10 protein-coding genes and 1 tRNA gene are annotated in these 13,420 nt (G+C 68.6%); 5 read left to right on the forward strand and 6 right to left on the reverse strand.

The features are described 5' to 3' along the window. From NL1_RS25035 to NL1_RS25045, 3 genes are all read right to left on the reverse strand, one after another. Positions 1-822, reverse strand: an 822-nt coding sequence (locus tag NL1_RS25035) for a PP2C family protein-serine/threonine phosphatase (protein ID WP_162272769.1), incomplete at its 3' end; no start/stop codon positions are given. Beyond that, positions 819-1,286, reverse strand: coding sequence for an FHA domain-containing protein FhaB/FipA (locus NL1_RS25040; protein WP_067786390.1), 468 nt, complete (start codon positions 1,284-1,286; stop codon positions 819-821). The genes NL1_RS25035 and NL1_RS25040, both read right to left, overlap by 4 nt. Before the next feature lie 204 nt (positions 1,287-1,490). Further along, positions 1,491-2,921 (reverse strand): FHA domain-containing protein, encoded by a 1,431-nt coding sequence (locus NL1_RS25045; protein WP_067844116.1) that lies wholly within the window; start codon positions 2,919-2,921, stop codon positions 1,491-1,493. Positions 2,922-3,157: 236 nt separating this feature from the next. Between NL1_RS25045 and NL1_RS25050 the strand changes: the two genes are divergently transcribed. The 3 genes from NL1_RS25050 to NL1_RS25060 all read left to right on the forward strand — a co-directional run bounded on the left by NL1_RS25050 (position 3,158) and on the right by NL1_RS25060 (position 6,110). Then, positions 3,158-3,240 (forward strand) — tRNA-Leu (locus NL1_RS25050). Between the two features lie 599 nt (positions 3,241-3,839). Then, positions 3,840-4,607, forward strand: a complete 768-nt coding sequence (locus tag NL1_RS25055; protein ID WP_067844119.1) for an SDR family NAD(P)-dependent oxidoreductase — start codon at positions 3,840-3,842, stop codon at positions 4,605-4,607. A gap of 57 nt (positions 4,608-4,664) precedes the next feature. Continuing rightward, the gene (locus NL1_RS25060) at positions 4,665-6,110 is read left to right on the forward strand and encodes an NHL repeat-containing protein (protein WP_067844122.1); all 1,446 of its coding nucleotides are present in this window, start codon (positions 4,665-4,667) and stop codon (positions 6,108-6,110) included. A gap of 303 nt (positions 6,111-6,413) precedes the next feature. Here the strand turns inward: NL1_RS25060 and NL1_RS25065 are convergent, their stop codons facing one another. Next, complete coding sequence (locus NL1_RS25065) at positions 6,414-7,115, reverse strand: TetR/AcrR family transcriptional regulator (protein ID WP_245673518.1); 702 nt, start codon at positions 7,113-7,115, stop codon at positions 6,414-6,416. An 88-nt stretch (positions 7,116-7,203) separates the two neighbouring features. On the opposite strand from NL1_RS25065, the gene NL1_RS25070 reads away from it, so the two are divergent. Next, positions 7,204-9,363 carry an MMPL family transporter gene (locus NL1_RS25070; protein WP_067844128.1) on the forward strand — a complete coding sequence of 720 codons (2,160 nt, stop codon included), beginning with the start codon at positions 7,204-7,206 and terminating at the stop codon, positions 9,361-9,363. Positions 9,364-10,106: 743 nt separating this feature from the next. Here the strand turns inward: NL1_RS25070 and NL1_RS25075 are convergent. Then, positions 10,107-11,117, reverse strand: coding sequence for a stage II sporulation protein M (locus NL1_RS25075; RefSeq protein WP_067844131.1), 1,011 nt, complete (start codon positions 11,115-11,117; stop codon positions 10,107-10,109). Positions 11,118-11,161: 44 nt separating this feature from the next. Between NL1_RS25075 and NL1_RS25080 the strand changes: the two genes are divergently transcribed. Then, complete coding sequence (locus NL1_RS25080) at positions 11,162-11,938, forward strand: RDD family protein (protein ID WP_067844134.1); 777 nt, start codon at positions 11,162-11,164, stop codon at positions 11,936-11,938. Between the two features lie 195 nt (positions 11,939-12,133). Here the strand turns inward: NL1_RS25080 and NL1_RS25085 are convergent, their stop codons facing one another. Then, on the reverse strand, positions 12,134-13,420 hold the full coding sequence (locus NL1_RS25085; RefSeq protein WP_067844136.1) for a DUF58 domain-containing protein: 1,287 nt from the start codon (positions 13,418-13,420) through the stop codon (positions 12,134-12,136).

A 13,420-nucleotide genomic window follows, 5' to 3' on the forward strand; every position in this document is an offset into this window, starting at 1 on the left:
CGGCGGACGCATCGCCGCGGCACGGCCTGCCGCGGTGTTCGGCGGCGGGGTGTCCTCGTCCTGACCGGAGGCCGCGCCCGCCACGATCGGATGGCTCTGGCCGTAGTCCAGATCGATGACGTCGGCCACCACTACGGTGACGTTGTCGGGGCCGCCGCTGCGCAGCGCGAGTTCGATCAGGCGATCGGCGCACTCGTCGGTGCTGCCCTCGCGCATGGTGTTGGCGATGGTCTCGTCGCTCACCACGTCCGAAAGGCCATCCGAACAGAGCAGATAGCGATCGCCCGCGCGTGCCTCGCGCATGATCAGCGTCGGCTCGATCTCGTTGCCGGTGAGGGCGCGCATGATCAGCGAACGCTGCGGGTGGGTGTGCGCCTGCTCGGGCGTGATCCGGCCCTCGTCCACCAGCGACTGCACGAAGGTGTCGTCGCGGGTGATCTGCGCCAGCTCGCCGCCGCGCAACAGGTAGGCGCGTGAATCGCCGATGTGCACGAGCCCGAGCTTCTTGCCCGCGAACAGGATCGCGGTGAGCGTGGTGCCCATGCCGTCGAGCTCGGGCTCCTCCTCGACCTGATCGGCGATGGCGGCGTTGCCCGACCGCGTCGCCGTGTCGAGCTTGCCGAGCAGGTCGTCGCCGGGCTCGTCGTCGTCGAGATGCGCCAGCGCGGCGATCATCAACTGCGACGCGACCTCACCCGCCGCGTGCCCGCCCATGCCGTCGGCGAGTGCGAGCAGGCGGGCGCCCGCGTAGACGGAATCTTCGTTGTTGCCTCGGACCAGACCGCGGTCGCTGCGCGCTGCGTAGCGGAGAACGAGTGTCACGATCGCAGCTCTATCACTGTTTTGCCGACACGGACCGGGGTGCCGAGCGGAACTCGGACGGCGGTGGTGACTTTCGCGCGGTCGAGATAGGTGCCGTTGGTCGAGCCGAGGTCTTCGACGTACCAATCGTCACCGCGCGGGGACAGTCGCGCGTGTCGGGTGGAGGCGTAATCATCGGTGAGCACCAGCGTCGAATCGTCCGCACGCCCGATCAGCACCGGTTGGGTGCCGAGTGAGATGCGAGTGCCGGCGAGTGAACCTTGAGTCACCACAAGATATTTGGCGCCCTTCTGGCCTCGGCTGAAGGAAGGCAGCACCGCGGAACCGCGTGCGGCCCTGGGCTGGATCCGTATGCCGGATGCCGCGTAGATGTCGCTGCGCAAGGTCCGCAGTACCGCCCAGACGAACAGCCACAACAGCAGCAGGAACCCCGCACGGGTCAATTGCAGTATCAGTCCCTGCACGGCGTTCCACCTCCTGTTCGGCTGTAGGTATGTCGGTGCCGTAGGTGCGGTTCGACCCACCCCCACGGCGTGCTGGGCTTGCCGGCCCCGGGTTCGGGGCCGCGCGCGTTGGCAGCATCATAGGGCCGTCGGTCGATTCCGATCACGATACGACCGACGAACCCGTGGCAGCCATGTCGTGACCTGCACCGCGAGCTTACGGGATCAGACGATACGGATCAGGATCTCGGAATGCCCGGCGCGGATCACATCACCGTCCGCCAGCTGCCAATCCTGGACCGGTGAGCCGTTGACGAGCGTGCCGTTGGTCGACCCGAGGTCGGACAGCATCGCGGTCTGGCCGTCCCAGCGGACCTCGATGTGGCGGCGCGAGACACCCGTATCGGGCAGCCGGAAGTGCGCGTCCTGACCGCGGCCGATGATGTTGCTGCCCTCGCGCAGCTGGTACGTGCGGCCGCTGCCGTCGTCCAGCTGGAGCGTGGCCGAGTATCCGGAACCCGCCGCGGCGCCGCCGCCGTACGACGGCGCGGCGTAACCCGCCTGTTGCTGCTGCTGGCCGGCGTAGCCGGACTGTTGCGAGTAGGCCTGGCCGTAGCCGCCCTGCTCCTCGGAGCCGTAGCCCTGATCGGCGTAACCCTGATCGCCGTAACCGGGCTCCGCGTAGCCCTGCTGGCCGTAACCCTGCTGGCCGGCATAGCCCTGCTGACCGTAGCCCTGATCGGCATAGCCCTGGTCACCGTAGCCCTGCTGCTGGCCGTAGCCCTGCTGACCGTAACCCTGGTCGCCGTAGCCGCCGCCCTGCTGGCCGTACCCCGGCTCCTGGTAGCCCTGCGCGCCGTAGCCCTGATCGCCGAAACCTTGCTGGCCGCCGTAGCCGCCGCGGTCGCCGTAACCCTGGCCGCCCTGCTGGCCGTACCCCTGGTCGGCGTAGCCTTGCTGGCCCTGGCCGCCGGCGTAGCCCTGGCCGCCCTGCTGGTAGTCGTAGTCGCCGTACGCCTGCTGCGAATCCGGCGCCGGGTACTCGGAGGCTCCGTACGGCGCGCCGCTGCGCCCGTACTCGTCGCGGTACGCACCGTTCTGGGGACCACCGGCACGCCCGCCGGGAGGAGGTGCGTACCCGCGATTGCGTGGATCGGACTCCGCGGGCTCACGGCTCGGGTCGTAGCCAGAGTTCTGCGTCATGGGGCCAGCTCCTGGTTGCGGGTGTGCAGGTCGTTGTGGCGTGGGTTCCGGGCTTCGAGCGGGTGCAGCTCGACGGCCGACGTCCGGATCGACGCGGCCGCTCGCCCTGAACTGTCCGGTGTGCAGCGTAGGTGATGCCTCGAACGCTACGTGTACTTCGCCATAGGTCTGCCACCCTTGATCGCGGATGTAGTCCTGGAGGTGCTTGGCGAACGCGCGGGTCGTGAGGTCGTGATCGGCGTCCAGTTGCTGGTGGTCGGAAGAGTTGATGGTGATCACATAGCTGTTCGGCGCCAGCATATGACCACCGCCCACGTCCTGGACGTGGTCGGCGGCCTCTTGTTGCAGCGCCGCCTCCACCTCCTGGGGCACGACGTTGCCCCCGAAGACCCGGGCGAACACATCACCGACGGCGCCCTGCAGGCGACGCTCGAACCGCGAAACGATGCCCATCTCGGCCTCCCTTCGGTGAGCGTCTTCCTATCTCGTTCCCAGCTTCATAACAACGACACACGCGCATGGCGTGTCGCGCAACGACCACGTTCATTGCATGATATCCACGATCCTCCACACCTGTAACTCTTGGAAATCCCAGGAGGTTCCCCTGATGCCCATTAGGCATCACCAGCCCCACTGAGCAGCCGATTTCGTTTCTCTACCGGGCCCGTGATACTGTTCCGGAGTCGCTCGGGCGAGTGGCGGAATGGCAGACGCGCTGGCTTCAGGTGCCAGTGTCCTTCGGGACGTGGGGGTTCAAGTCCCCCTTCGCCCACTGCACTCGATAAGAGGCTCATGCTCATGGAGAGCATGAGCCTTTTCTCGTTTCGTGTGTTTTGTGGGGGCGCAGCCCCCACGCCCCGCCTGGGGGCTCTGCCCCCTAGTCCCCCGTTTCATGGGTGCCGAGTGGGCGCTATTTGGTAGGTGCCGAGTGGGGGCTTTGGTGCCGAGGGGCGCTACTTGGTAGGTACCGAGTGGGGCTTTGGTGGTGGTGGCCGCTATTTGGTAGGTGCCGTGTGGAGCTTTGGTGCTGCTTGGTGGTGGCTTGTGGTGGTGGGCGGGGTGTTGCTCGGGTAGGGGCGAATGGGGATTTCGTGGGTCGTGGGCGCTACTTCCTTGGGGCCTTGATGGGCGTTGCAGTCGGCCTTGGGCTGTGGAGCCGGGGTTCTGCGGGTTGGGTTCGGTCGGCGTTGTCTGGCGACTGCGTTGCGTTGGCCCCGGCGTGTGCGCAGGGGTTGAGGGCCTTATCTATATGTGTGTGTTGTGCGGTCGGAGGGCTGGGGGGTCGTTCTGTAACCGGTTTCAGGGGGGTTTACCGGAAATGTGGTGGTGGAATGGGTTGATTCCTTGTAGGAACCTGTTCTAATTTTGGGCATGCGTAGATACGAGGGTCGTCGGGTTGTCGTCACCGGAGCTGGGTCGGGGATCGGGCAGGGGATTGCTCTGCGGCTGCTCGACGAGGGGGCGCAGCTGGTGGGGATCGATATCGATCGGGCGGGGTTGGATGTCACCGCGGAGAAGGCGGGGGATGGGGGTGGGCGGTTTCGCGCGGTCGAGGTGAACATTGCCGATGTGGAGTCGGTACGGGCGGGGACGGCGGCTGCGCTCGAGTTTCTCGGCGGGCTGGATGTGCTGGTGAACGCGGCGGGGATTCTGAAGCCCGCGCGGACGCACGAGATGCCGTTGGATGCGTGGAATCAGGTCATTGCGGTCAACTTGACCGGAACCTTCCTGATGACACAGAGCGCGCTGCCCGCGCTGCTGGAGTCGGGGCACGGCGTGGTGGTCAACCTGTCCTCGACCGCGGCCTACAGCGCCGCGCCGTATCTGGCGGCGTATGCCGCGTCGAAGGGCGGGGTCAGCTCGTTCACGCATTCGATCGCGCTGGAATACGCCAAGCAGGGATTGCGCGCGGTGAACATCGTGCCCGCGGGCATCACCAGCGGGATCACCACCAAGTCGATCCTCGAGCAGCCCGAGGGCGTGGACTACAGCCTGTTCGCGCGGCTGACCGGATGGCTCAACGGCGGCGCGCTCGGCACGCCGGACGACATCGCGGGTGTGGTCGCGATGGTCGCTTCCGACGACGGCCGCTATATGACCGGCACCGAGATTCGCATCGACGGCGGCGCGTTGATGTGAGGGCCGTCGAGGATTCCCTCGCGACGCCCGGACGCGCAGTCTGATTTCGTAGCTCCCATGGGTATCACCTCTGGCGTGCCGTCACGGCACGGACGATCCCTCGTGCTGTTCGCCGCCTGCGTCCTCGCGCTGGGTTCGCCGGGGCAGGCGCAGGCCGCGGAGCAGTGGGGGCCGCTCGCGCCGCCGAATCCGCACCTCGGCCCGAACGGCACGTCGACCATGCACGGCGATGCGGGGTCCTCGGACGCCACTCCGCTGGCGGGGCCGGGGCCCGGACTGCGCGGGGTCGGCGCCCATCCGCTGGCCGCCGCGTGCCCGACGCTGCTTCAGGGCTCCGACGGGCTCGTCGTCGCGTTGTGCACCGCCATCGTGGGGCGGGCGCCGACCGTGCACCTGCTCGATCCGGGCGCCGGGCCGGTAGGGCACTCGCTCGCCGCGCTGGAACTGTCCAAGGGCAGCCTGCTCGGCGGCGTGTACGCCTACCTCGACAACACCGACCGGCTCGTGGTGGTGGACGGCGACCGGGCGCTGTTGCGGATCGCGCACGCCAAGGATTCGAGGGATCACTGGCAGCTGCGCGTCGATGCGCGCACCGATCTCTCCGGCGCGATTCCGGTGGGCGACAACGTGACCGGGCTGGTGCCCGACTGGTCCGGCAATGTCTGGTTCGCCACCGGCAAGGGGCTCGTCGGCCTGGTCACTCCGGCGGGCACGGTGGCGACGGTGCCGCTGCCCGCCGATGAACTGGTGGCCAACAGCATTTCGGCGGCGCCGAGCGGACGGATCGCCGTGGCGACCACGCACGCCCTCTACGAGTTGCGTGCCGATGCGGCCGGGCGGCCCGAGGTGATCTGGCGCGCGGCCTACGACCGCGGCTCCGCCCGCAAGCCGGGACAGTTGAGCTGGGGCACCGGCTCCACCCCGACGTACTTCGGCCCGCGCACCGGCGCCGACTATCTGACCATCGTGGACAACGCCGACGGACAGGTGCGGGTGCTCGTCTACGCCTCGGGCACCGGGCAGCTGGTGTGCTCGCAGCCGGTGCTGACGAAAGGCGGTGCGGGCAGTGAGAATTCGCCGGTCGGCATCGGCGGGTCGGTGTTCGTGGCGAGCACCTACGGCTATCCGTATCCCGCGGTGCCGGAGGACGCTGGCCCGGCGGTGCCGCCGAGCGCGCCGTTCGCCGGCGGGATGACCCGCGTGGACATCGATGACGCGGGCGGCTGCCGCACGGTGTGGGAGAACACCGTCCGCAGCGCGGCCGTGCCGCATCTGTCCACTGCGGACGGATACGTCTACACGGTGACCCGGCGCGGGCTGGACGTCACCACGCCGCTGGACGGCTACGCGTTCACCGTCATCGATTCCGGCACCGGAGCGGTGGTCTCGAATACGCCGCTGCCAGGCACCATCGTGGACGATCCGCTCCAGATGTCTCCGCTGATCACCGCGAGCGGGCGGGTGCTGCAAGGCACGGTTACCGGCGTTTTGCGGGTCGGCTGACCACCCTGCACCTGCCTGTGGATATCTCCGGCGTTCCTGTGGAAAACGTGTGCGGCGCAGGGGATATGCGGCGGGCTGTGCACAACTCGATGGGCGGCGATTGAAACTCCTTGCGCGCCAGCGCGAGTGCCCGAGCCCGGCCAGGTTTAGACCCTATTTTCGCTGGTAGAACGCCAGCTTTCGAAGTGGCGAGCCGTCGTCCGGCCTGTGGATATCCGATCGGCACCGCGCCGGAAGAACGGAACTGCGCCCGCTCACAACGACATCCGCGCGTTTATCCACAGGATGTGCGCACCGCGGCGATCAGTCCAGCCCGTCGAGCATTGCTGCGCGCTGCGCACTGCGGGGGAAGTCCGCGGCCTTCGGCCCGGTCGCCAGTCCGCGCTCGATCATCGCGAGCATGCGTGCGATCGCCAGATCCCTGGCCTGTGGCCCCTGTTCGGGCAGCGCGCGCTCGATGAGCAGCGAGGCCATGCCGTGTACCGCCGACCACGCCGCGAATTCGGCGTCCGGCCGGTGCGCGGGATCGGTGAAGCCGATCTCGACGAGCTCGTCCAGCAGATCCGAGAGCAGACCGAAGGCGGGGGAGTTCCATTCCTCCGGGCCGTCTTGCTCGCGGTTGCAGAACGCGGTGCGGAACAGGCCGGGCTCGCGCAGCGCGAAGACGATGTACCCGCGCCCGACCGCGAACAGGCGGGTCACCGCGTCGGCGTCGGGCGGGAACGTCCGGATGGTCTCGGCCATCGCATCGAACAGGGTCTGCTGCGCCTGCTCCTGCGCGGCCGCGAGCAGCTGCTCGTGATTGGTGAAGTGCCGGTAGGCGGCGGTCGGCGTCACGCCGACCCGGCGGGCGGCGGCGCGGACGGTGACCGCCTCGGGCCCGCCGGTCTCGGCGAGTTCTGCGGCCGCCCGCACCAGGGCATTGCGCAGGTCCCCGTGGTGATAGGGCCCTTCCCGGCTCGGTCGCTGCGCCGCTGGTCCGGTCGCTGACTCCGATGTCGTCACCCTTTCGATGTTGACACCCGCACACATCGGTGGCAAGTTAACACCCATAAAGTTTACGCATGCACACATGCTTGTCTGGAGGCTCGACATGTTCGAACGACTCGGCCGCTTCGTGGCCCGACATGCCCGCTGGATACTCGTGGCGAGCGTGCTCGCCCTGATCGCGGGCGGCGCGCTCGGCGTCACCGCGTTCGGCAAGATGCAACCCGGCGGTCAGGAGGATCCGAACGCGGAGTCCAGCACCGCCACCGCGCAATTGGCCGACAAGTTCGGCGCCGACACCGATTACGTCTTCCTGATCAGCGCCGAGCAGGGCAGCGTCGACGCCGAGGCGACCGCCGGTTTCGGCAGGGAGCTCGCGCGCAGGCTGGCCGCCGACGACCGGCTCACCAACGTGGTGTCGTACTGGGACACCGGCTCTCCCGCCATGCGCTCCGGCGACGGCACGGCCGCGGTCATCCTGGCGGGCGGAGCCGACCAGGACCCCACCAGGGAAACCGAGATCGCCGAGAAGATCGTCGCCGAATACGGCTCCGACGGCCCGATCGCCGATGTCCGGATCGGCGGCACCAACCCGATCTTCCATGCCATCACCGAGCAGATCGGCAGGGATCTCGGCCTTGCCGAGGGCATCGCGGTGCCGCTGATCCTCGCGCTGCTGGTGCTGGCCTTCGGCAATGTGGTCGCCGCGCTGCTCACCATGGTGGTCGGCGGCGTCGCGATTCTCGGCACCTTCGCCGAGCTGTCGATCCTCGGATCGGTGACCGACGTGTCGGTGTACGCGGTGAACCTGACGACCGCGCTCGGCCTCGGCCTCGCCGTGGACTACGGGCTGCTCATGGTCAGCCGCTTCCGGGAACGGCGCGCGGCGGGCGCAGCACCCGACGACGCGGTGATCGGCGCGGTGTCGACGGCCGGACGCACCATCGTGTTCAGCGCGGCCACCGTCGCGGCGGCGCTCTCCTCGCTGGTGATCTTCCCGCAGTACTTCCTGCGCTCGTTCGCCTACGCCGGCATCGGGGTGGTCGCCATCTCGGCGACGGCCGCCGTGCTCACGCTGCCCGCGTTGCTCGTCGCGCTCGGATCGAAGGCCGACGCGTGGAAGATCCCCGGGGTGCGCGGTATTCGCGGCGACGCGGCGCCGTTCTGGGCGGGGGTGGCGAGTTTCGCGATGCGGCGGCCGCTGCTCACCGGCATCCCGGTGGTGGCGGCGCTGCTGCTGGCCGCGGCCCCGCTGTCGAACGTCCAGTTCGGCACACCCGACGATCGCGTGCTGCCTGTCAGTACCGAGGTGCGCCAGGTCGGCGACGCGCTGCGCGAGGATTTCGGCGGCGGCGACACCAATGCCCTGTCCGTGGTCACCGCCACGGGAGTGGACGCGGGGCCGCTCACCGAATACGCCGCCGCGCTCTCTCGAGTGACGCACGTCACCCAGGTCGATTCCAGCGCGGGCACTTTCGTGCGCGGCGAGCGCACCGCGAGTTCGCCCGCGGACGCCAGGTTCGCCGAGCCGGACGCCCAACGGCTCAATGTCCTCACCGATCTCGACCGCAATTCGGCCGAGGCGCGTGAGCTGGTCGACCGGGTGCGCGACGTGCCCGCACCGGCCACGGCGCTGGTCGGCGGACAGGTCGCCGAACTGCGCGACAGCCTGGCCTCGATCGGATCGCGATTGCCCGCGGCGGTGGCGTGGATCGTGCTCACCACCTTCGTCTTGCTGTTCCTGTTCACCGGCAGCATCGTGCAGCCGTTGCGGGCGCTGCTGTCGAACGTGCTGAGCCTGGCGGCCACGCTCGGGTTGATGGTCTTCGTCTTCCAGGACGGGCACCTGTCCGGCCTGCTCGGGTTCACGCCCGCCCCGCTGGACGTGTCGATGCTGCTGTTGTTGTTCTGCATCACTTTCGGGTTGTCCATGGACTACGAGGTTTTCGTGATCAGCCGGATCAAGGAGATGCACGACAAGGGCGCCTCCGCGCACGACGCCGTCGTCGAGGGGCTGGCTCGCACGGGCAGGTTGGTGACCACGGCGGCGGCGCTGATCTCGATCAGCTTCCTCGCCTTCGTCACCAGCGACGTGCGGTTCATCCAGTTCTTCGGACTCGGCGCCGGGCTGGCCATCCTGATCGACGCGACGCTGGTGCGCGGTGTGCTCGTTCCGGTGGCGATGCGGCTGCTCGGCCCGGCGGCCTGGTTCGCGCCGCGCCCGCTGCGGGTGGTGCACGCGCGAATCGGTCTCGCCGAGGCGTGATTGTCAACACATCTGAATGCGTCCGGCCGAGCTTTTCCCGCTCGGCCGGACGCTGTCGTTTCTTTACCCGAAACCGGCCCGGCCCTGGTCTTTTGACTCACTGAGCGAGATGGTGAGGCGAAGATCACACGACCAGTTTCGATTGCGGTTTCGGTGCTGGGGTACCGCTCGAGGTTCCGGCTCCGGCCTGCAATTCCGCGCCTGGCAACCATCCGTGTGCACCTGATGCGAGTACACCGTATGTCGTCCCGACAGGGTGCTGATCTTGTTTATTCGGTTGCAAACAAACCTGAGGTCTCTTTCTGTCGTTGGAACAGATAGTTACCCAAAATAGATTTGACAAACCTGCTGGTAGATGCGTTGTAAGCGGTACATACCGATGCTGGAAACAGGCTTCGGCTAACCATTGCGTAGCCAATTGTTCGGTGTGCAGAAGGGGTGTACGGAGTAGTTTTCGCGCGCACTTCGGGCACCCTCCGGAGGGGTGAAATCGGGGTGTCCGAGCGTCAGCCAAGAGTTAGCTGCCAGTGTGAAAAAGTGTGTGGTCACAGGGGTTTGCCAGCGCGCTGCTTTATACGCTCGACACCGGTGTGGAGGGTTGCGCGGGCATAACGATTGTGTACAGTCGACGGTAACGCTGGCCGCAGCTGAGCACGACTCGCTGCGGCCAGCGGAACTCAAATGGGGGACACACCAATCGATCCGCGCACGGCGTTGCTGCCGATTGCCCGAGACCATTTCACTCAGCGTGTGCCCGAGGTTGTCTGCCACCGATCCTCTTGTTCGACCGGCAAAGCTGCCGCCGCGTCCTGCGCGAGCGCCGCTCTTCGTCCCGCACCGAATACGTAGGCGAGAAACAGCGCCTCCGCCGCGAAGCCGATACCGATCCGTACCGGGGCGGGAAGCGGACTCGGCGTGACGAAACCCTCGAGCAGTCCCGACACGAAAAGCACCGCGACCAAACCGAGCGCGATCGTCGCCGTTGCCCTGCCCTGCCGCGCGACCGCCTCGATCCGGCTCAGCCGACCGGGGTCGACGAGCGTCCAGCCCAGCTTCAGCCCCGCGCCGCCCGCCACGAAAACAGCGGTCAATTCCAGGGTTCCGTGCGGAAGGATGAAGCCGAAGAAGGAATCGAGCCGATCCGCCTCGGCCATCAATCCGGCGGTGATGCCGACGTTGAGCGCGTTCATGAACAGCAGATACACCGCAGGCAGGATCAGCACGCCGGTGAACAGCGCGATCGCCGCCACCCACGCGTTGTTGGTCCACACCTGCGCGGCGAACGCGTCGTTGGGGTGCTCGGTGTAGTAGGTCTCGAACGCACCGCCCGGCGCGGTGATCGCGGAATTGTCGGCGGGGATGCCGAACAGCTCGCGGGCCCGGCCCGACCCCTCGATCCAGGTCGCCAGCCATGCCGAGACCGCGACGAACACCGCGGCCACCGAGGCCCACCACGGCCACGCGCGATAGACCGCGGCAGGGAAGCGATGGGTGAAGAAATGCGCGATCTCGCCCCAGGTGTCGGTCCTGGTGCCGAGCACCCGTCCGCGCGCCCTGGCCAGCAGCGCGCTGAGCCCGGCGATGAGTTCCGGATCGGGACTGTGCGATTGCAACCGGGCCAGCTGCTGGGAGGTCCGCCGGTACAGCGCGACCAGTTCGTCGGACTCGGCGCCGCTCAGCTTGCGCCTGCGGGACAGCTGGTCGAGCCGGTCCCAGGACCGCCGGTGCGCGTAACTGTATGCGTCTACGTCCATATCGGTTGCCTCCCACTACCACCGGTCGCAAGAATGCTATCGAGATGGCTGAGTTCACCACCGGCGAAGCGGTTGCCCTGGAGCTTTCGATCGCCCGGATACCGACACGCGCCACCGCGTTCCTCATCGACCTGGTGGCGCAACTGACGCTCGGCGTGCTGTGTGTCGCGCTCGCGGGCGTCCTCGTGGTGCGCACCGATGCGGACGCGGCGTGGGGAGACGCGATCATGCTGACGACCGTCGTCGCGGTGCTCGTCGGCTATCCGGTGGTGTGGGAGACGCTCAGCCGCGGCCGGTCGCTCGGCAAGCTGGCGCTCGGGCTGCGGGTCGTCCGCACCGACGGCGGGCCCATCGATTTCCGCCACGCCATGACGCGCGGCCTGGCGGGCGCCATCGTCGACTTCTGGATGCTCGGCGGTTTCGGCGCCATCGCCGTGATCACCTCGATGTGTTCCCCGAACGCCCGCCGCGTCGGCGACGTGCTCGCGGGCACGGTCGTGGTCCACGCCCAGCGCAGCCTGCCCGCCCCCGCCCTGGCCTTCGCGCCGCCCTGGCTGGTGGGCTGGGCCGCCCGCCTCGACCTCTCCGGCATCCCGGAGGACCTCGCCCTGGCCATCCGCCAGTACCTGACCCGGCTGCGCACCCTCACCCCGGCCGCCCAGGCAAGCCTCGGCCAGGCACTGGTCACCGCCCTCTGCACCCACCTGCGCGTGCCCGTTCCGCAGGGCTACCCGCCGATCCAGATCCTCGGCGCCATCGTCGCCGAACGCCAACGCCGCGCCCTCGCCCCACCCGCCCCCGGCCTCGTCCGCGTCGCCTAGTCCGGAGAAACTCGCGCTGCAGCCAGGCGGCGGGGCCGCTTGGTATCGCGTGCCGCCATATCGACGCTATTGCCGTCGATCGACCGCTCGGCTACCTGCCTGGCCGACTGGCCGCTCCCTACAGACCGTTCCGACGCCTCACATAGGCGGTGCCTGTGTGAGGCGTGGGAAAGGTGTGTGGACACCTCGGTGGGGTCAGAGGGAGCCGGATTGTTTGAGTTCGAGGTATTCGTCGGCCAAGGCCTCGGGGAGGCGGTCGGGGGGTGCGGAGACCACGGCGATGCCCTTGCGGCGCAGGGACTCCTGGACGAGGGCGCGTTCGGCGAGGACAGTTTCCGCGGCCGCCGCGGCGTAGACGTCGTCGCGGGTGGTGGCGGCCGCGGCGATGTCCGGGTCGATCACCGAGACGATGAGGACGCGGTGGCGGTGCGCGAGAACCGGCAGCACCGGGAGCAGGTTCTCCTCGACCGCCGCGCCGTCCAGGCTGGTGAACCAGACCACCAGGCTGCGGCGGCGGGCGCGTTCGATGGTGGCGCGCACCAAGCCGGCGCTGTCGGTGTCGACCAACGCGGGAGTCACACCCGCCAGCGCGTGCATGAGCTGGAGTTGCAGGCGGTTGCCGCGTACACCACGCACCTCGGTGCGGACGGTGCGGTCGTAGGCGAGCAGATCCACGCCGTCGCCAGCCGCCGCGGCCAGCCCGCCGAGCAGCAGCGCTGCTTCGATGGCGGCGTCCAGGCGGGTGCCTTCGCCGACCCGGCCCGCGCTGACCCGGCCGGTGTCCAGCAGCATCAGCACGTGCCGGTTGCGCTCCGGGCGCCAGGTGCGTACCAGCACGTCGGTGGCGCGTGCGGTGGCGCGCCAGTCGATGGCGCGCACGTCGTCGCCCGCGACGTACTCACGGAACGAATCGAATTCGCTGCCCTGGCCGCGGGTGTTGGCGACGTTGCGGCCCTCGAGGTGTTGCAGCCGCTTCACTTTCGAGCGCATCAGACGCTCGCTGCGGAAAGCGGGTAGCGCACGCACCCGGGCGGGCACGGTGCGCCTGGTCTGCCTGCCCGCCATGCCGAGCGGGCCGAGCAGTCGCAGCGTCACCGGACCGGCGACCCGGTCGCCGCGATAGACCGGCCGCAGCGACGTACGCAGCCGCACCTTCGTATTGGGCGCGAGTTCCAGGGCGTGCCTGCGGTTCTCGGTGCGCGCGCTGCGCGGCCAGTCGTCCCAGAGCAGGCCGCGCACCGTGCGCGCTCCGGTGTTCACGACGGTGAGCTCCACCTCGGTGGCGCGGCCCTGCCGCACGGCGGTCAGCTCCGGCCTGCTCAGGGTCACGTCGGCGGCCGCGCCCGCCGCGGCCAAGTCGACGAGCACCGCGATCGCCAGCACGGCGCACGCCAGCGCGACCCCGTACCAGGACGGCAGCACGACCGCGACGAACAACCCGAGCACCGCGGCGGCGGCGACCAGACGACCGGTGACGACCAC

The organism is Nocardia lijiangensis NBRC 108240 (assembly GCF_001613045.1).
Classification (GTDB): domain Bacteria; phylum Actinomycetota; class Actinomycetes; order Mycobacteriales; family Mycobacteriaceae; genus Nocardia; species Nocardia lijiangensis.

Excerpts from the sequence above, each read along its gene's own strand:
- NL1_RS25045 (WP_067844116.1), bottom strand. The coding sequence starts at position 2,921 with ATGGGCATCGTTTCGCGGTTCGAGCGTCGCCTGCAGGGCGCCGTCGGT.
- NL1_RS25055 (WP_067844119.1), top strand. The coding sequence starts at position 3,840 with ATGCGTAGATACGAGGGTCGTCGGGTTGTCGTCACCGGAGCTGGGTCG.
- NL1_RS25060 (WP_067844122.1), top strand. The coding sequence starts at position 4,665 with ATGGGTATCACCTCTGGCGTGCCGTCACGGCACGGACGATCCCTCGTG.
- NL1_RS25070 (WP_067844128.1), top strand. The coding sequence starts at position 7,204 with ATGTTCGAACGACTCGGCCGCTTCGTGGCCCGACATGCCCGCTGGATA.
- NL1_RS25075 (WP_067844131.1), bottom strand. The coding sequence starts at position 11,117 with ATGGACGTAGACGCATACAGTTACGCGCACCGGCGGTCCTGGGACCGG.
- NL1_RS25080 (WP_067844134.1), top strand. The coding sequence starts at position 11,162 with ATGGCTGAGTTCACCACCGGCGAAGCGGTTGCCCTGGAGCTTTCGATC.